At 68.1% G+C, this 18739-nt stretch carries 17 protein-coding genes; 6 read left to right on the top strand and 11 right to left on the bottom strand.

The window, feature by feature from the left end; translation table 11 throughout:
- Positions 1-113: 113 nt before the first annotated feature.
- The gene (locus V7053_RS03870) at positions 114-896 is read left to right on the top strand and encodes a sigma-70 family RNA polymerase sigma factor (protein ID WP_334170955.1); all 783 of its coding nucleotides are present in this window, start codon (positions 114-116) and stop codon (positions 894-896) included.
- Between the two features lie 91 nt (positions 897-987).
- Positions 988-1290 (top strand): DUF4193 family protein, encoded by a 303-nt coding sequence (locus tag V7053_RS03865; protein ID WP_334170954.1) that lies wholly within the window; start codon positions 988-990, stop codon positions 1288-1290.
- Positions 1291-1329: 39 nt separating this feature from the next.
- Here V7053_RS03865 and V7053_RS03860 read toward each other — a convergent pair whose 3' ends face one another.
- From V7053_RS03860 to V7053_RS03820, 9 genes are read right to left on the bottom strand one after another with little or no spacing between them, the layout of a single operon-like run.
- Positions 1330-2583: an amidohydrolase gene (locus V7053_RS03860; RefSeq protein WP_334170953.1), complete on the bottom strand. Its 1254-nt coding sequence runs from the start codon at positions 2581-2583 to the stop codon at positions 1330-1332.
- Between the two features lie 9 nt (positions 2584-2592).
- Positions 2593-4110, bottom strand: coding sequence for an aldehyde dehydrogenase family protein (locus V7053_RS03855; protein WP_334170952.1), 1518 nt, complete (start codon positions 4108-4110; stop codon positions 2593-2595).
- Positions 4107-4820, bottom strand: a complete 714-nt coding sequence (locus tag V7053_RS03850) for an HD domain-containing protein (protein ID WP_334170951.1) — start codon at positions 4818-4820, stop codon at positions 4107-4109. The genes V7053_RS03855 and V7053_RS03850 overlap by 4 nt, the downstream gene beginning before the upstream one ends.
- A complete protein-coding gene (locus V7053_RS03845; protein ID WP_334170950.1) occupies positions 4817-6103 on the bottom strand; it encodes an NAD(P)/FAD-dependent oxidoreductase in 1287 nt (428 codons plus the stop codon). The genes V7053_RS03850 and V7053_RS03845 overlap by 4 nt, the downstream gene beginning before the upstream one ends.
- Position 6104: 1 nt before the next feature.
- A complete protein-coding gene (locus V7053_RS03840; protein ID WP_334170949.1) occupies positions 6105-6428 on the bottom strand; it encodes a 2Fe-2S iron-sulfur cluster-binding protein in 324 nt (107 codons plus the stop codon).
- Positions 6429-6458: 30 nt separating this feature from the next.
- Positions 6459-7226, bottom strand: a complete 768-nt coding sequence (locus V7053_RS03835) for an SDR family NAD(P)-dependent oxidoreductase (RefSeq protein ID WP_334170948.1) — start codon at positions 7224-7226, stop codon at positions 6459-6461.
- Positions 7219-9099, bottom strand: a complete 1881-nt coding sequence (locus V7053_RS03830) for a PEP-utilizing enzyme (protein ID WP_334170947.1) — start codon at positions 9097-9099, stop codon at positions 7219-7221. Before V7053_RS03830 ends, V7053_RS03835 begins: the two co-directional genes overlap by 8 nt.
- 28 nt (positions 9100-9127) lie before the next feature.
- Complete coding sequence (locus V7053_RS03825) at positions 9128-10207, bottom strand: PEP/pyruvate-binding domain-containing protein (RefSeq protein ID WP_334170946.1); 1080 nt, start codon at positions 10205-10207, stop codon at positions 9128-9130.
- A 12-nt stretch (positions 10208-10219) separates the two neighbouring features.
- Positions 10220-11563, bottom strand: coding sequence for a cytochrome P450 (locus tag V7053_RS03820; RefSeq protein ID WP_334170945.1), 1344 nt, complete (start codon positions 11561-11563; stop codon positions 10220-10222).
- Positions 11564-11726: 163 nt separating this feature from the next.
- Here V7053_RS03820 and V7053_RS03815 point away from each other — a divergent pair, with 163 nt between their 5' ends.
- The 4 genes from V7053_RS03815 to uidB all read left to right on the top strand — a co-directional run bounded on the left by V7053_RS03815 (position 11727) and on the right by uidB (position 16666).
- On the top strand, positions 11727-12425 hold the full coding sequence (locus tag V7053_RS03815) for an HD domain-containing protein (RefSeq protein WP_334170944.1): 699 nt from the start codon (positions 11727-11729) through the stop codon (positions 12423-12425).
- A gap of 37 nt (positions 12426-12462) precedes the next feature.
- Positions 12463-13266: an IclR family transcriptional regulator gene (locus V7053_RS03810; RefSeq protein WP_334170943.1), complete on the top strand. Its 804-nt coding sequence runs from the start codon at positions 12463-12465 to the stop codon at positions 13264-13266.
- A 131-nt stretch (positions 13267-13397) separates the two neighbouring features.
- Positions 13398-15212: a beta-glucuronidase gene (uidA, locus tag V7053_RS03805; protein WP_334170942.1), complete on the top strand. Its 1815-nt coding sequence runs from the start codon at positions 13398-13400 to the stop codon at positions 15210-15212.
- A 44-nt stretch (positions 15213-15256) separates the two neighbouring features.
- Positions 15257-16666, top strand: a complete 1410-nt coding sequence (uidB, locus tag V7053_RS03800; protein WP_334170941.1) for a glucuronide transporter — start codon at positions 15257-15259, stop codon at positions 16664-16666.
- Here the strand turns inward: uidB and V7053_RS03795 are convergent.
- Positions 16650-17321 carry an ABC transporter ATP-binding protein gene (locus V7053_RS03795; RefSeq protein WP_334170940.1) on the bottom strand — a complete coding sequence of 224 codons (672 nt, stop codon included), beginning with the start codon at positions 17319-17321 and terminating at the stop codon, positions 16650-16652. The genes uidB and V7053_RS03795 overlap by 17 nt on opposite strands.
- A gap of 42 nt (positions 17322-17363) precedes the next feature.
- Positions 17364-18739, bottom strand: a 1376-nt coding sequence (locus V7053_RS03790) for a hypothetical protein (RefSeq protein WP_334170939.1), incomplete at its 5' end; no start/stop codon positions are given.

Below are 18739 nucleotides of genomic sequence, written 5' to 3'. Positions count from 1 at the left end.
CTAGCAAACGATACTCGGCCCACCCCCGGGAACCTCGCTGGACACCTGAATGTGACCGGGATATAACTAGCTCGTCTAGCTTGTAACTTCGCCATCTAGCAAAAGGGGCCGCAGTGCTGCTCGCATCCGATGAAACCCCCAGCCCGGCACCGTTGGCTTCCGCGGAGGACGAGGCAGAGGCGGGGGAGCCCGTTCCCCGCACTGCTGAGGAGATGGCGACCCGATACCTCGGGGTCGCGGACGCCCTCGCCAACCGGCACCGCTACCCAGGTCACGATCCCGAGGACCTGCGCCAAGTCGCCCGGCTGGGCTTGATGGTGGCCATTCAGCGGTATCGGGAAGGCGCGGGCCATGGCTTCGTCCCCTACGCAGTTCCCACGATCACGGGCATGATCAAGCGCTATGTCCGCGACCAGTCCTGGACCGTGCGCCCGCCCCGCTCCATCCAGGAGCTCCGGCTCGAGGTCAACGCCGCCCGGCGCCAGTTGGCCCAGAAGCTCGGCCGAGAACCGAACAGCGCCGAACTCGCGAGCGAAACAGGGCTCCCGGAGGAGAAGATCCTCGAGGCACAGGTCGCGGCGGCCGCCATGGTCGGCGTCCCCCTTGAGCCGGCGGACGCATCAGACTCCCGGCCCGCCGCGTCCGTCCGTGCGCTCTCGCTCATCGAAGGAGGCTTCGAACAGGTCGAGGACCAGCAGATCCTCACGGCAGCCCTCGATGGGCTCACGGAGGAGGAGCGACGCCTGTTGCAGCTGCGCTTCGTCAAGGAGATGAGCCAGAGCGAGATCGCCCAGGTCCTCGGTGTCAGCCAGATGCAGGTCTCGCGCCTCCTCAAGCGCCTCCTGGACCGCATGCGCCGCAAGGTCGCAGAACCCGCCCAGAGCCTTCCCGCCTAGGGACGCAGACACCAGCGCCGACGGACGCGGTCCATTTCTGAGGTAGGGTTGCTGCTCCTCATTCATTGCCCCCAAGAAAGCGATCCACCACGTGGCCACTGACTACGACGAACTACGCCCAGACCTCAGGGAGTCTCAGGACGACTCCCTCGAGGCCGTGAAATCTGCGAACGCACCCGATCCCCGAAGCGTCGTCCGCGACCTCGACGGCGACGACAGCGGCGACTCGAGCGACCTGCCGGGCGGAGAAATCCTCTCAGGAGAGCTCACCGTCCAGGTCATCCCTCAGGGCGAGGACGAGTTCGTCTGCCAGTCCTGCTTCCTCGTCCGCCACCGCTCGCAGCTGGCCAGGGAGAAGGACGGGCGCGCCTACTGCAAGGACTGCGAAGACTGATCCCGGCCGTGGGCGGCCTCATCCCAGCTCGAGGACGGGTCACCCAAGCCAAGCAAGTGCCGCAACCACCAGCGCCGCCGTCCCGGTCTCGAGCGTGGGCTGGATGACGGGGGCGAAGCGCGGGGAGTGGTTCGCTGGGATGTCCGCGCTCACGGTTCCTCGCTCCTCGGCCGCGCGATAGGCGCCCGGCTCCGTGCCGCCGAAGCCCCAGTACGTGTACGGAACGCCGAAGGCATCCGGGACGGCGCTGAAATCCTCGCTTGCGGTCTGCCTCCCATAGTCGGCGAGATGGTCCCCGAAATGATCCCGGAAGGCCTTCTCGACCCGAGCGGTCGCCTCAGTGGAGTTGTCGGTGAGGGGATAGCTGTCGTAGACCTCGATGTCCGGCTCCTTCGACGACCCCGACGCCGCGCTCTCGGCTCGCGCGATGCGTTCGATGGCTGCCAGGACCTGGTCTCGGATCGATCTGTCGTACGTGCGGATGTTCAGCTCGAGGACGGCGTGGTCGTCGATGATGTTGCTCTTCGCGCCGACCGCAATCCGCCCGACCGTGACCACGGCGAACTCCCCCGGCGGGACCTCGCGCGAGACGATCCCCTGAAGCCGCACGACCACCATCGACGCGAGGACCGCTGGATCGATCGAGAGGTGCGGCATCGAGCCGTGGCTGCCGCGGCCGTAGAGGGTGATGCGGACACTGTCCGCCATGGACAGGAAGGCGCCGGCGTGAGGGCTGACGGTGCCCGCGGGCCACGCCAGGACGTGCTGCCCGAGGGCGACGTCGGGCCGCGGGATCCGGCGGGCGAGGCCGTCGTCGACCATCCCCTGAGCGCCGTCCGACGTCTCCTCGGCCGGTTGGAACAGCGCCACGAGTGTTCCCGACCACGAGTCCCGGCTTCCGGCCAGGAGCCGTCCCGCCCCCAGGAGGCACGAGACGTGGATGTCATGGCCGCAGCCGTGCATGACTGGAACTTCGCGACCGCTTCCGTCTGCCGCATGGACCGTGCTCGCGTAGTCGAGCCCCGTGGCCTCGGCGATCGGCAGCGCGTCCATGTCGGCCCGGAGCAAGACGGTCGGGCCCGGACCGTTCTCGAGGACACCGACCACCCCCGTCCCGCCGATCCCCTCCTGCACGGCGAAGCCATCTCGGCGCAGTTCCTCGGCCACGACCCCGGCAGTCCGCCGTTCCTGATGGCTCAGTTCGGGGTGAGCATGGAGGTCCTTGTAGAGGGATTCCTGCCAGTCCTTGATGGAGGACTGGGCGGAAAGGACGCTGCTCGCTGACGATGCCATCTCTGCTCCCTACACCCGCCGGTGGATCGACTTGAAGCTCAGGTACGCCCCCAGGCCCTCGACGCCGTACTCCGTCCCGAGCCCTGAATCGTGCCGTCCGCCGAAGGGCGCCGCGTGGTTCGAGGCGAAGAAGTTGATGCCCACGGATCCGCTGTCCATTCGGTCGGCAACGGCCAGGGCCGCGTCGGTGTCCTGGGAGAACACTAGCCCTCCGAGGCCGAACTCGGTGTTGTTCGCGAGCGCCACGGCTTCGTCCACGTCGGAGTATCTGAGCACCGTCAGAACGGGTCCGAAGATCTCCTCCCGCGCGACGCGCATCGACGGGGTGACGTCGGCGAACACCGTGGGCTCGACGAAGAAACCGCCCTCGAGTCCGCCGCCGAGCGACGCCGCCCGGCCGCCCGTCGTCGCCCGCGCGCCCTCGGCGAGCCCCGACTCGACGTACCCCATCACCGTCTCGAACTGCGAGCGCGTGGCGCTCGGCCCGAACACCGTGGCTGGATCGAGTGGGTCGCCCTGGCGGGCTCCCCCGATCACCGACGTGGCCATGTCCACGACCTCGTCGTAGCGGGAGGCGGGGGCAAGGATGCGGGTGGAGATGTAGCAGGTCTGGCCGGTGTTGCGCATCGAGGAGCGGATGAGGACCTTGGCCATCGCGCCGAGGTCGGCGTCGGGCAGCACGATCGCACTCGACTTCCCTCCGAGCTCGAGGGTCACGGGCCTCAGCAGCTCGCCGCACGCGGCCGCGATCCGGCGGCCGACCGGCGTCGAGCCCGTGAACGCGACCTTGTCCACGCCCGGGTGCCGCACCAGCGAGTCGCCCATGCGTCCCGACCCGGTTACCAGGTTCACGACGCCAGCCGGCACGCCGGCCGCCGAGACGGCGTCGACGATGAAGCGGATCGAGAGCGGCGTGGGCGACGCCGGCTTGATGACCACCGTGCATCCGGCCAGGAGGGCGGGGGCCAGCTTGATGACGACGAGGTTGATGGGGAAGTTCCACGGTGCGATGAGCGCACAGACGCCGAGCGGGTCGCGCCGCACGACGGATTCCTGGCCCGGTGCGAACGGGAACGGTCGGACGTCCTCGCCCTCGAGGTACTCGGCGAGGGTGGCGAAGTAGCGGAAGATCCCCGCCGCATTCGCGGCGGCTCCGCGCGTCTCCGTGATCGGCGAGCCGTTCTCACGGGTGTTCGTCAGCGCGAGGACCTCCGCGCGTGCTTCGATCTCGTCGGCGATCCGCAGCAGGTACGCGGCGCGCTCGGAGGGACGGAGCCGGGGCCACGGGCCGTGGTCGAACGCTCTGCGGGCGGCCTCCACGGCGGAGTCGACGTCCTCGCGGGTCCCGTCGGGGACTTCGCCCCAGACCTCACCTGTCGCAGGGTCGGTCACCGGATTGCGGCCGACGCCGCGGGCTGGCACCCATGCGCCGTCGATGAACACGTCGTCCACGCGGGCGTAGGGCAGCTCGAGGGCCGCACGGCGGCTCGCGGAGGCCGGAGCGGTGTCCATCGAAGGTGCGGTCATCGGAGGACTCCCGTCTTGAGCAGGGCATTGGAGCGGGCGAGATCAGCGGTCGCCATCTCCACCGCCGCCGCGGTGATGAGCTCGGGCACGATCTCGGCCGCGAGCCTGTCGGTGTAGGTGGCCGGGTCCATGCCGAACCAGGACGAGGCGAGGGCGATCCCGGCGCGGTCGAAGCGCCAGAGCCGGTCGGCGTCGCGCATGAGGGCGTCCTCGAGCGAATACGCGACGTGCCGCGTATCGTGGCCGTCGATGATGGCGGCGACCCGGTCGACGAACTCGTCCGAGTACCCGAGCCTCGGCAGCACCTCGCGGGCCACGACGCAGCCCTGGTGCTCGTGCTCGTAGCGGATGGAGGCCCGGCGCCAGTCTCCGGCGAATCCTTCCGAGATGATCCGCGACTCGTCGACGCGGGCCCATCCGGTGTCGTGGAGGAGGGTCGTGGCGAGCACGAGCTCTCGGTCGGCGGCGGGGTACGCGGCACACAGCCGCTCCGCGTAGGCGACGGAAATCGGCAGGTGGATGTCGTTGCCGCGCGCACGGGTTTCGGCCACCACCGCCTTCCAGAGCGGATCGAGCCCGGCGAAGGAACTCGGGGTCAGGCAGATCGGCGAGGTCTCGACTGGCCCAGAGGCTGGGATCGGCCGCACGGGGTAGGCTCCAGCGAACGCCTCGGCCCGCGTGGCATCGACGGCCACGGTCTTCTCGGTCATGGGTTCCCTCCCGTTGCCAGGGTCTTGAGCTGGACGGCGGGGTCGGCCGCTGCGGCGGCGGGGATGTTCTGCCCCTTCGCGAGGGCGTTCTTGACCGCCATGAAGTCCAGCGGGGCGTTGACGCAGTCTGCGGCGATGATCCGTCCCGCCCGGTAGTAGAGGACCGTGAACTTGCCGCGCTCGTCGTCGCGCCTCACCACAGTCTGGTCGAACCCGACGGAGAGGCCCGCGATCTGGAGCTTGAGATCGGCCTGGTTCGACCAGAACCAGGGGACGCCGGCGTAGTCCTCACGCCGCCCCATGAGCGAATACGCGGCGACCTTCGCGTGCTCGATGGCGTTGTTGACGCTCTCGAGCCGGATCCGCTCGCCCGCCGGGGAGCCTGGTACCGGGTTGGGGAGGTTCGCGCAGTCCCCCACGGCCACGGTGGTCCCATCCGAGGCGAGCGCGTACCGGTCCACGACGATCCCGTTCTCCACCTCGAGGCCCATCTGCCCGGCGAGCTCGGTGTTCGGAATGACGCCGATGCCGACGAGCACCACCTGCGCTGGCAGCACCGTCCCGTCGCCGAGCTCGACGCCGGCGACTGCCTTGCCGCCGTCAGCCGTCGGGCCGGGCACCAGCCGCGAGATCCGCGCCTCGAGCCTGATGTCGAGGCCCCGGCCGCGGTGCGCGTCGAGGAAGTACTGCGACGTCTCCTCGCCGACTGCGCGGCCGACGAGCCGCGGGCCGCGCTCGAGGAGGACGACGTTCTTGCCCATCTTCTTCAGGCTCGATGCGGCCTCGAGCCCGATGAAGCCGCCGCCGATGACGACGACGTCGCTCACCTCGGGCACGCGGGCCTTGAGCGAGAGCGCATCGTCGGCGTTGCGGAGGTAGACGACGCCGGTGAGGTCCGCGCCGTCGACCGCCAGCTTCCGGGCGCGCGCACCGACGGTGAGCGCGAGGCGCTTGAACGGGAACTCCCGCCCCGACGCCGCCCGGGCGACGCCGGAGCCATCAGGCGACTTCGTGACCTCGACGATCCGCTCGTCCTTCACGAGCGTGACGTTGTGCTCGTCCCAGTACTCGCCCGAGCGGAAGATGAGCGATTCGTTCCCGACCACGCCCTGGAGCCACTCCTTCGAGAGCGCCGGGCGCTGGTAGGGCCGATGGTTCTCCTCGCCGAGGAGGGTGATCGGCTCGTCGAAGCCGAGGGCGCGCAGCGAGATCGCGAGCTGGACGCCCGACTGGCTCGCGCCGATGATCAGCAGTCCGGTGGGCTGTGAGTTCGAGGCAGCCATGTCAGAGCTGCGTTTCTGGGGTGGTCACGTAGAGGTCCATCCCGTCCACCAGCCGGAGCTGGCAGGAGAGGCGCGAGTTCTCCTCGCGCTCCACCGCGGTTCCGTAGAGCATCTCGTCCTCCATCGGCTCCATCGGAGGAAGCTCGGCGAGGCAGTCCTCGCGGACGAAGACGTGGCAGGTTGCGCAGGAGAGGGAGCCGCCGCACTCGGCGACGATCCCCGGGACGCCGTTGCGCACGGCGGTCTCCATGACGGAGTCGCCAGGCCGGCCCTCGACGTCGCGGACGCTGCCCTCGGCGTCGGTGTAGTGGACGGTGGTGGTCATGATGGGTGCTCCCGGTGCTTTCAGGATGGTCTAGATGAACTGGCGGCCGCCGTCGACCACGAGGGTCTGGCCGGTCAGGTAGGCGGAGTCGGGGCTCGCGAGGAAGAGCGCGGCGCCGACGATGTCTTCGGGCTTGCTCGCCCGCTTGATCGCGCCGCGGTCCACGCCATAGGTCTCGGCGTTCTCCATGAGGCCGTAGCTGGCCTCGGTGAGCGTGAACCCGGGGGCGATCGCGTTGACGGTGATCCCTCGGCGCCCCAGCTCCTTGGCCAGCACGCGGGTCAGCGAGATGACGCCGCCCTTGCTCGCCACGTAGTGGGCCCATTGCTCGGATCCCGAGTACACGGTCGCGCTCGAGAGGTTGATGACCCGGCCGCCGTCGCCCAGATACGGGCTGGCCGCCCGCGTCACGAGCCACGGGCCCTTGAGGTTCACGCCCATCACGAGGTCCCATTCATCGGGGTCGATCTCCTCGAAGGGGCTGCGGGTCACGGTTGCGTAGATTGCGGCGTTGTTGACGACGACGTCGATCCGGCCGCCGCCGAACTCGGCGGCTTCGGCGGCCATCGCCTCGGTGGACGCGACGTCGGTGACGTCGACCTTGAGGGCGATGGCCTCGGCTCCCGCCTCGCGCACCAGACGCGCCGTCTCCTCGGCCCCGGCCGCGTTGACATCGGCCACCGCGACCCGGTAGCCGCGGGAGGCGAAACCGAGGGCGAAGGCCCGGCCCAGGCCGCCCGCCGCGCCCGTGATGAGCGCGAGCCGGGCGGACTGGCTGGCCGCATTCTGCTCAGGCATGGGCGGGCTCATGTCCGTGCTCGTGGGTGTGGACGTCAGGCCCGGAGAGGGCGGGCGCCTCGAGGATCTCGACCGTGCCCTTCGTCCCGTCCACACGCAGGCGCTGGCCGGTGCGGATGGTCGTGGACGCGGAGCCCGTGCCGGTCACGGCGGGCAGGCCATACTCCCGGCACACGATGGCGGCGTGGCTCATCATGCCGCCGATGTCCGTGACGGTCGCTGCGATCTTGCCGAAGATCGGCCCCCACGACGGCGCGGTGACGGGCGCGACGAGGATCTCCCCCTGCTTGACCTCGGAGAGCTGATCCGCATCGGTGATGACGCGCGCGGGTCCTTCGACGACGCCCGGCGAGGCGGCCATGCCGCGGAGGCCCCCGCCGTCGACCGCTTCGCCGTCGCCGAGCCACTGCCGGACCTGTTCCGTGGTGATGCCCCAGAGCATGCGGGTGAACGGCTCGGTGATGGAGGCCGGCGGGGTGTTCAGCGCCGGTGCCGGGCGGGCGGTCTTGAGCGCATCCACGATCTTGCGGCGGCGCTCGATCTCCTCGGGCCAGTAGCTCGGCCCAATCGGCTCCGCGGCCCCGACGCCCCACCAGGTCACGAGGTCGAAGAGCGCATCGCGGACCTCGTTCCGGCCCAGGTAGAGCAGGTCGTCGGGCTCGTTCCAGAAGCCCTCGGCGTGGAACAGGCGGGAGAGCTCGCGGACCTTCCGCCAGAACACGCCCATCGTCCAGTGCTCGATGTAGAAGTTGTGGTTCTCCACGTACGGGTAGCACTGGGCGGCGAGGCCCCGCTTGGCGTCGAACAGGGCGAGGTTCTCGCCGTCGAGCAGTTCACGGTATTCCTCGACGATCCGCTCCTTCTCGGCCACGAGCTCCTCGACGGGGCGCAGGATCTCCTGACCGGCGTCGAGCCGGTCGATGTAGTCCTTGATGTAGCCGAGCGGGATCTCGGGGTGCTCGTTCCAGTACTTGTCGTGGCCGTAGAAGCCGTTGCCGACGGTGAAGTTGAACCACGGATCGTGCGCTTCGTCCCACCGCGTCATCCAGTGCTCGCCCCCCGCCGAGGCCTGGATCGCGGCAAGGGTGCCTTCGGCGTCGTCCGTGTCCGCGAAGGCGGGCTGGAGGCCGAGCTCGACGGCGAGGGCGGCGAGGCCCTTGAGCTCGTCGTCCGGGCGGAACAGCTCCATGTCCACGCCCTGGACCATGGTCGCGATCGACTGGTCGGGGATGTTCGGGAAGACCTGCTTGCAGAAGTTGAAGAAGTCCAGGTAGGCGATGTAGCCGAGGTTGAGGAACTCGAAGTGGTACTGCCAGTTCTGGTAGGCGAGCTGGATGAGGCGGTCATAGCTGTCGAGCAGCACCTCGGAGCCGTCCATGGCCTTGCCTGAGCGGATGTCCTCGATCGGGACGACCGCGGGCGGCTTGGCGAAGGTGATCTTCTCCATCTCGTCGATCGTCCCGCGGACCTTGGCGTGCCACTGCTCGAGCAGGCGCGGCCAGTTCTGGAAGTAGTAGCCCACGCGCTCCTCGAAGAGCGGCACGCGCGCGGCGATCTGGTCCTCGGGGACGGGGATCGGGCTCATGTAGAGGTAGCCGAGGTGGATGCGGAACTCGATCCCGTTCGCGTTGGGGATCATGAGGTGCCGCGCGTTGTACTGGCCGAGGCACTTGACCGCGAATTCGCCGCCGATCGTCTCGAACGGCTTGAAGACGGTGGGCCAGTGCTGGCTGTCGCAGAACCAGAACTTGGCGTCCTCCTGTTCCCTGAGCTTGTCCTGGAACACGAGGTAGTAGGGGTAGAGCTTCTCCCAGCCCTCGGCGCCGGCGGGGACCGGGAGCTCGGAAGGCTTCGGGAAGGACTTCATCGACATTGGCGTGTCCTTTTCTAGTGGTTTCTTGTCAGGCAGTGAGCTTGATGGAGCCCCAGCTGAAGCCGGTGGAGGCGGTGTTAGTCCGCGGAGCGGCCGCACCCGCCGCGGTCGCGGGCTTGGCAGAGTGGACGGTTTCGGGGCGGGCCTGCAGGAGCAGGAGGTTCTCGCCGTCGGGAAGGTCTGCGTCGAGGGCCCACTCGATGTCCTGGGGGCACTTGTAGTGCTTCTCCGCCCGCTTGGCGAGGGTGGCCACGGCGGTGAGCTGGGCCTCGGTGAGGCAGCGGCGGCCACGGCGATCGGCGTCGACCTCGCGTTCCACGAGCCGCCGCGCCTCGGGATCGGGGACGAGCTCGGCGTGCTTGTCGCCGAGGTGCTCCGCGACGAGGGCGAGCGTGACCTTGTCCAGGACGATGTTGTCCGGAGTGACCTGGCCCGAGACGACCATCTCGCCGACGCCGTAGCTCGCGTCGATCGTGATCTTCGAGCGGTCTCCGTTGGTGGGGTCCAAAGTCATCGCGACGCCCGAGGCCTTTGCGTTGACCATCTTCTGCACGACGACGGCCATCGAGAGGCCCTCGTTCGGGATGCCGTTCCTGAGGCGGTAGGTGATGGCCCGCGACGTGTAGAGGGAGGCCCAGCACTTTCGGATGTGCTCCCCCACGGCGTCGAAGCCCTCGAGCCAGAGGTACGTGTCCTGCTGCCCCGCGAAGGACGCCTCGGGGAGGTCTTCCGCCGTCGCGCTCGAGCGGACCGCGACCGGGACGGGGCTGTCGAAGCGGGATTGGAGCGCCGCGAACGCTGCCACGGTCTGGGCCCGGGCCTCGGCCGGGACGGGGCAGGACTCGATGTCCGCGCGGATCTTCGCCGAGACCGCATCGACCTCGGCGACGTCCTCGGGGTCGAGGCTGGCGAGGAGCGCGTGGACCCGGCCCGTGATGCCGGATTCGGCCATGAACGAGTCGAACTGCGCCGTCGTCACAACAAAGCCCGGAGGGACCGGCATGCCCGCGGCCGTCATCGTCACGAGCGACGCTCCCTTGCCGCCCAGCGCCGCAAGCCTGGGCTCGATGCCGCCGTCGAAGAACTGCACGTAGTCGGTGCTTTCCATGGTGCTCACTCCTCAGTCCTCCCAGCTCACGGGAACCGCGAGCGGGACGCGGAACGAGAGGTTCTCGCGGAACTCGATGCTCTCCGGATCGTCCACGCGCAGGTGCGGGATCTTCGCCGTGGCCTCCTCGACCGCGATCTTCGCCTGGAGCTTGGCGAGCATGTTCCCGAGGCAGTAGTGGATCCCGAAACCGAACGAGAGGTGCTCGCGCGCGTTCGGCCTCGTGATGTCGAAGGTCTCCGGATCCTCGAACTTGCTCTCGTCCCGATTCGCGGAGCCCATGACGAGCAGGACGCCTGCGCCGGCGGGGATGCTCACTCCCCCGATCTCGGCGTCCTTGAGGGCCTTCCGCCGCCACGCGACGATCGAGCCGGAATAGCGGAGCACCTCGTCGATCGCGGCCGGGATCCTCTTCGGGTCCTCGACGAGCTGCTGCCACGTCGAGGCGTCCGCGGCGAGGAGGCGCAGCGCATTGGAGATGAGCGTGGTCGTGGTCTCGTGCCCCGCGAACAGGAGGCTGTAGCAGACCGAGGCGATCTCGTGGTCGGAGATCTCGGCGCCGTCCTGCTGGGCCCTGACGAGGTCGGCGACGAGGTTGTCTCCGCCCTCCCGATGCGCCTTCTCGACCAGAGCGAGGCACGCCTGCCAGTACTCGACGAGGTGATGGGCGTGGGGGATCTGCTCCTCGTCGGTGAGGTCGCCCCACGTCATGGCGGCACGGGAGTCGGACCAGCGCTTGTAGTCGTCGATCCTGGCGAGATCCTCGCCGATGAGCGTCAGGATCGTGATGGTCGGAACCTCGTACGCGAGGTCCCTGACGATCTCGCCATGGTCGGTGCCGGTGTCGCGGCCCCGCGCCAGCATGGCGTCGAGGCGCTCGGCGACGTTGGCGCGGATGAACGGCTCGAGCACCTTGAACCGGCGCGGGGTGAACGCCTTCTGCACGATCCCGCGGATGCGGGTGTGTTCCGGGGGGATCCGAGCCGAGAGCCCCGAGTAGGCGGTGAACCCACCGTCGTCCATGATCTGGGTGGCCTGCGGGCCGCGCTTGCGGACCGGCGCCTGGGCGTTCTCCGAGGAGAAGGTCTCCCAGTCGTCGAAGACGGCCTTGACGTCGTCGTAGCGGGTGACGACCCAGTAGCCGATCCGCTCGTCGTACATCACGGGCTCTTCCGCTCGCAGTGCGGCGTAGGCCGGGAAGGGGTCCTTCATCTGGAACGGCTCGTAGCCATGGTGGCCGCGGGCCCGCAATTCCCCGGGAGGGGAGGCCGGTGAGCCGCCGGCAGCGGTGCCGGTCGCGGTGTCCGCCGAGCCGAAGCCGAACGGGCACCCGCCGCCCTGAGTCGACAGTGACATCAGTACTCCTTGGATTCGAGATCCTCGCGGCCCCCTTGTCAGGGCCCCGAGCGGTTCGCCTGCAATCAGTGTGTGCGGCGTCACCCCGCAGCCCGAGGGCCGCCTTCCACTCAGCGGAAGTGTCCTCTGGCGCCCCCGGCAGGCCGGACCGTCCACTGGACCTGTGTCCTCCAAGCTCGCCCCGCACGCAAACCACTTGGGCCGCGATCTCGCGGCCCACATCCCGCCGGAAGCCGAAGGCGTGCTGTCCCTCGGCGACGAACTGGACGGCGAGCTCTCCCGGATCTGGCCCCGCGCCGTCGTCCATCTGAAGGTCCGAAGCAACGATGCGCATACCCTGTACGCCGTCGCCATCGCACGGTCGCTGCTCGAAGCGCACCCGGAGGCCGACGCCGGGGTGGTGCTTCCGGCGATCATGCTGCATGACGTCGGCTGGTCACGGGTCCCTCCGGGCGAGGTGCTCGAAGCGATCGCGCCCGGCAGCCACCGCCCGGACCTGGTCCTGCTCCACGAGAGGGAGGGCGCGGAGCTCGCCGCGAGCATCCTGGCCGACGTAGGGGTCCCCCCGGCGCGCGCGGCCCGGATCGTCGAGATCATCGACGGCCACGACTCGCGCAGGGACGCGCTCTCTGTCGAGGACGCCATCGTGAAGGACGCGGACAAGACGTGGCGGCTCACCCCGCACGGGCTCGACACGGTCATGGACTGGTTCGGCCTGAGCCGCGAGGCCGCGCTCAGGCTGTGCAGCGCTCGGGTCCACGCACACCTGTTCACGGACGCCGCCAGGGCCCTTGCCCGCGGCCTCGCGGCCATCGAGTCAGCGAACCTCTGGGACGAGCGGACGGCGCTAGAGTTGCCGTAGCCGGAGCGGCCTACTCCGGCGCGCGCGAGGAGGGGCCATGGCGGGCGGGAGCAGGGAACCGGGCCGCACCGTCACGTCCAAGCTCCTGGCGATCCTGTTCGCCTTCGAGTCGGGGCGCCGGTCGATGAGCCTGTCGGAGCTGGCCGAAGCCGCGCAGCTGCCGCTGAGCACGACCCACCGGCTCGTCGGCGAGCTGGTCGAGTCGGGCGCCCTCGCCCGCGATCCCCAAGGCCGCATCCAGCTGGGCATCCGCCTGTGGGAGCTCGGGCAGAACGCCGGCCGCGCGCTCCGCGACGCCGCGCGCCCGTACCTCCAGGACCTCTTCTCGCTCACGGGCGAGACCGCGCACCTCGCCATCCGGGAGGGCCACGAGGTGCTGTACATCGACCGGATCTACGGCACCAAGCGCGTACCCCGCTCCTCCCGGGTAGGGGGGCGCCTGCCGATGCACGCCACCGCCGTCGGGAAGGTGATCCTCGCCTTCGAGGAGGACTGGGTTCGTGAGGCGTACTTCAACCGCCACCTCGAGCAGCCCACGGCGTATACCCATGTGAACCGAGCCCGGCTCGCCGAAGAGCTCGTCCAGATCCGGGAGCAGGGCTACGCGACCACGGCGGAAGAGGTGCGCCTCGGCTCCGCGTCGATCGCGGTCCCGGTCTTCCACACCGGCCGCATCGGCGCCGGCCTCGGCCTCGTCGTGCTCTCGTCCCAGGCGGGCACGATGATCCGGCATCTGTCCACCCTCCGCGGCATCTCCGCGCAGATCGAGCGAGCGACGGCGCGCATCCCCCTCGAGACGCTGCGCGCCAATGCAGGGCTCGGGGGCGACGGGCGGACCTGAGCGCTGAAACGCGCCGGTGAGCGGGACCTCGTAGGGGTCGTCCTGTCTGGCAACAAGTGGCAAGCGGTTGCCAATTGAGGCTTCAACTAATTAGCGTCGATGTGGACCGCAACGATGCGAAGGAAGCCGAGATGTTGAAACCACAGGCCAGTGCGACCCGCGAACTCGTCAATCTGGACGGCCTCTACCGGTTCAAGGTAGACACGGGCCGAGGGCTCGCCGACGGGTGGCAGGACGTGATCCTCGACACCCAGCTCGAGATGGCGGTCCCGGCGAGCTACAACGACATCTTCCCCGACCCCGCCGTGCGGGACCACGTCGGCTGGGTCTGGTACCAGCGCGAGGTCAGAGTCCCCAGAGGCTGGGACGGCCAGCGGGTGTGGCTTCGGCTGGAATCGGCAACCCACGGGGCCAAGGTCTTCGTGGGAGATGCGCTCGTGGCAGAGCACCAGGGCGGATACACGCCGTTCGAGGCGGAGATCACCGACCACGTCGCACCGGGCGCGACGTTCCGCCTGAGCATCGCGGTGAACAACGAGCTCAGCCAAGCGACGATTCCGCCGGGCAGCGTCTCCGAGGCCCCGAGCGGGCGCAGGGTGCAGCACTACATGCACGATTTCTACAACTACGCCGGCCTGCACCGGAGCGTGTGGCTCTACAGCACACCCCGCGTCCGGGTGCGGGACGTCACCGTCGTGACGGATTTCGAGGGCACGACAGGGCGGGTGGACTACCGGATCGCGCTCGACGGCGTCGAATCCGCCGCCGCTGGCACAGACGTCCGTGTGCGCGTGCTCGACGCGACGGGCGCCGAGGTCGCCACGGCTCAGGGCGCGGAAGGCACCGTGGAGATTCCCGGCGTCGTCCTCTGGCGCCCTGGGCGCGGCTACCTCTACAGCCTGCTCATCGAGGTCACGGACGACGCCGGTGCCCTCCTCGACGAATATGCCCAGCCTTTCGGAGTGCGCACCGTCGAGGTGCGCGGCAAGCAGCTGCTGATCAACGGCGAGCCGTTCTACTTCCAGGGCTTCGGGATGCACGAGGACCACGTGACGATCGGCAAGGGGCACAGCGGCGCCCAGATGGTCCATGACTTCGCACTCCTCGACTGGGTGGGTGCCAACTCGTTCCGGACCTCCCACTATCCGTACTCCGAAGAGGTCATGGACTTCGCGGACCGGCACGGCATCGTCGTGATCGACGAGACCCCCGCCGTCGGACTCAACGCCGCCTTCGCGGGCTTCTTCGGGACGGGCCCCACGAGCACCTATGGGGACGAATTCGTCAACGGCAGCACCGCCGCGGCCCACCGGGAGGCGATCCGCGAGCTTGTCGCCCGCGACAAGAACCACCCCTCCGTCGTGATCTGGTCCATTGCGAACGAACCCAATTCGTCGGAAGAGGGCGCCCGCCCCTATTTCGAACCGCTCGCGGAACTCACCCGCGAACTAGACCCCACGCGCCCCGTGGGTTTCGTCAACGTCATGTTCGACGGCCCGGGCAAGGACTCCATCACCGACCTGTTCGACGTCATCATGCTCAACCGCTATTACGGGTGGTACGCCAACACCGGCGACTTGGCCTCCGCGGAGATCGAACTCGAAAAGGAACTGCTCGAATGGGACGAGCGGTATGCCAAGCCGATCATCATGACCGAATACGGCGCCGATACGATTCCGGGACTCCATTCGTTCGACGAGCAGCCGTGGAGCGAGGAATACCAAGGCGCCCTCCTGGACATGTACCACCGGGTGTTCGACCGCGTCGAGGCAATGGTCGGCGAGCATGTCTGGAACTTCGCCGACTTCCAGACATCGAAGGGCATCATGCGCGTCGATGGGAACAAGAAGGGCGTCTTCACGCGGGATCGGAGGCCGAAAGCCGCGGCCCATCGCCTCCGCAGCCGGTGGACCCAGCTGGGCGGGACCAAGCCCGAAATCGGCTAGATACGCAATTCCTCGAGCGCAGTTCAGAGAAGAAGGATCGGACGATGACGTCTTCATCAGGCATGCCCGCGAGCGCGGGCGGAGCGAAGCTCAGCCTTCGCACCATCGTCGGCTATGGCGCCGGCGACGCAGCAAACAATCTCGCCTTCACCACCACAACAATGTTCCTGCTGATCTATTACACGGATGTCGCGGGGATCTCGGCCGCTGCGGCCGGAACACTCTTCCTTGTGGTGCGCGTGTTCGACGCGTTCTCCGATCTGGTCGCCGGGCGGCTTGTCGACCGGACGAATACGAAGCGGTTTGGCAAGTTCCGCCCCTTCGTGCTGTTCGGCGCGCTGCCGCTCATGATCCTGACGTTCCTGAATTTCCACGTTCCCGGATTCGGCTCGGGAGGGAAGCTCGCGTACGCGTACATCGTCTACGCGGCAATGGGTCTCGCCTATTCCCTGGTCAATATTCCCTATGGCTCGATGGCGGCCTCAATGACCCAACTCCCGAAGGAACGGGCGAAGCTCGCCTCCGCCCGGACCATCGGCGCCCTCACCGTGGGCTCGGCCCTCAGCATCTTCGTCGCTCCGCTCCTCAAGACCGGAACGGACCTCCAGCCCATCTTCACCGTACTGACCCTGGTCTTCATGGTCGTCGGTGTCGCCCTCTACCTCTTCACCTTCTTCACGGCACGGGAGAAGGTTGCGCGCGACGTACCGAGAGTCTCGTTCAGGCAGAGCATGGCCACGCTCAAGGGCAACAAGCCGCTCCTCATGCTGTGCATCTCGTCGCTGCTGTTCCTCAGCGGCCAGCTCTCCCTCACCACCGTCCAGGTCTTCTATTTCCGGGATGCGCTCCACGCGCTCGGCCTCGTTCCCGTGCTGGCTGTCGTCCAACTGCTCATGACCCTTGCCCTGAGCGCGGTCCTGCCCTCCCTTGTGCCGAAGTTCGGCAAACGGCGTCTCTACATCGCGTTCGCCGCCGTGCTGTTCTTGGGCGGCGTCGTCGTCATGCTCGCTCCGCCCGCACTGGTCTGGCTCGGTTTCGCCGGTTTCACCGTCGCCATTCTCGGCATCACGGGAGTGAACATCGTCGTCTGGGCCCTCGAAGCCGACACGGTGGAATACGGCGAATGGAAGACCGGCGTCCGCTCGGAAGGAATCATCTACTCCCTCTTCTCCTTCACCAGGAAATCCGGCCAAGCCGTGGGCGGGGCGCTGGCGGGCTACGCCCTCGCGTGGGGCGGCTACGACGGGCATGCGTCCGTGCAGACCGCGAGCGCCGTCGCCGGCGTCCAAGCTGCGGCGGGGCTCATTCCGGCAGCCCTCGGCGCGGCCGCGGGACTCATCATGGTGCTCTACCCGCTCACCGACGAGCGCTTCGCCGGCCTCGTGGCCGAGATCCGGCAGCGCCGTGAACCATCGTCGGAGGACGTGCGGCCCGCCGTCACCGAGGCGGGATAGGCCCCCGGCGGGAACCGGAGTGCCCGAGTTCGAAGCGGAGGTCGCACAGTGCCATCAGGGTCTCGTCATGGGTGGCGATGACGACGGCGGCACCGCGGGCGGCTTCCTGCAGGAGGAAGTCGGTCACGAGGCGCCGATTCTCCCGATCGAGCGAGGCAGTGGGTTCGTCGGCGAAGATGACGTCCGCCGAGCGGAACATGGCGCGGGCCAGGCCCACACGCTGCTTTTCGCCCCCGCTCAGCGTCGAGACCGTGTCCTCCCCGCGACCAGCGAGCCCCACCCGTTCGAGGATGCCCTCCACCCTGGGCATCCGATTCGCTCGATGAGGCAGCAGGGGAAGCTTCGACAGGGCGACGTTGTAGGCGACGGATTCCTCGTCGATGAGCCCATAGTCCTGAAACACGAAGGCCGTGTGCTGCTGCCAGAACTTCCGACGACGGCGGTCGTCCCACCGGGTCGCGTCCTGATCGCCCAGCTGAACCCTTCCCGCGTTCACGCGGCGGAGGAGGGCAAGCACGTTGAGCAACGTCGTCTTGCCGCATCCGCTCGGGCCGACGAGGGCGAGAGTACGCCCTGGGATGGCGGACACTGTCTCGTCCACGAGAACGTCATGGCCATCAATAGTGACGCTGACATTGCTGGCGTTGATTTCCACCCTGTCTTCTTCCTCCCACGTCAGGCTCTGCTTCCTCCGATGTCAGGCTCTGCGGGCCAAGGTCTTGGCAAAGACGTTTCTCGCAGACACAAGGTGCAAGGCGACCGCCACCGTGAGATAGAGCGGTATCCCCGCCAGCGTCCAGAAGACTTCCGGCTTGCTGGCTCCGCCCAGAGCGAAGAACATCGCTGTCGCTAAGGCCGTGGCGATCATGGCCTCCCACGCTATTCTGCGAGCGAGGGCTCTCAACCAGCTCCAACCGGCGGTCCGCTGCACGAAGAGGCGCTTCGCTCGGGAAATCGCGTAGACCATCGCCGAGACAGCGACGCCCATCGTCAGGGCCAAGAGCACGAGAGCGAAGGAAAGGGTCTTGAGCCCGGCTGACTGATTCTGGAGCTGGCTGTTGTAGAGCGCAGCGTCAGCGAGCCGATCGACAGACAGCACCGCCGTGGCGAGCGGTGAGGCGTCCAGGGACCTCTTGAGCCATGCGGAATCGCTGAAGGTGAGGTTCCCGGAGGAGAGGAAGGCTGCGATCGTGAAGTCGTTGAAGGCGTCGGCTGGACGGTCGACCACGATGATCAGCGGATGCTGCAGCTGGACCATTTCCCCGGGCACAGGAGGAAGCGCCGGGAAGTCGCCATTTCCGGTGTACCGGTAGTACCGGAGGTTCTCTTTGAGCCCCTCCAAGCTGTTGCGGGCCCGGTTGAGCAGCGGAAACTGATTGCTCCAGAATTCTCTGGCCGCTTCGGGAAGCTCGTCGTAGGCGACCGGTTCCGCGACTCTTTCCAGCACCTGCTGGGAGCCAGCCGCTTCATGGACGACGAGGGGGGAGATGGCCCGAAGGTAGTCCGGGTTGGCGAGCACGATCCCGTCGAACTCTGCTCCGCCCGGCTGGACTTCCTGGCCCGGGCGGTCCCTGCTTCGAGGGGAGAACGCATAGGAGAGGGTGAGCTTCCCCGCCTCCGAAGCCGAGGCCGCAAGATCGCGAATGGCGCTCTTGTAACTGGAGAATTCTTCATCGGACTGGACCGAGAATCGAAGCGCGACGCGGTCCTTGAGAACCTGCCATTTGGCGTTCTCAGTGGAAAGGTTCGTGGCTTGGGCGATGGACGTTCCCATGACCGGGAGCATCATGGTCACCAGACCGAGAGAGGCGACCTTCAGCACTTCGCTGACGGCGCGGAAACGGGCTTCGGGAGGTCGCCGAGAGGCCATCCCATCGACGGTGGGCCACGTTGCAGAGCCAACGACGAGGGCGCAGGCGGCCGTTCCCGTCATGGTGGAAACGATGAAGGAGCTGGCCGTGAGGATGAACTCGGGCAGGTGGGAGGCTTTGCCCTGAAGGGCAACCGCGGCACCGGAGACTAGGAGACCAAGGACGGTCGGTGGCCCGACCGCCGCGAGAAGCGAAGTGAGAT

Source organism: Sinomonas sp., assembly GCF_036848755.1.
GTDB lineage: Bacteria > Actinomycetota > Actinomycetes > Actinomycetales > Micrococcaceae > Sinomonas.
Note: the sequence above shows the minus strand (reverse complement) of the source record. Positions and strands in the feature narration are given on the sequence as shown.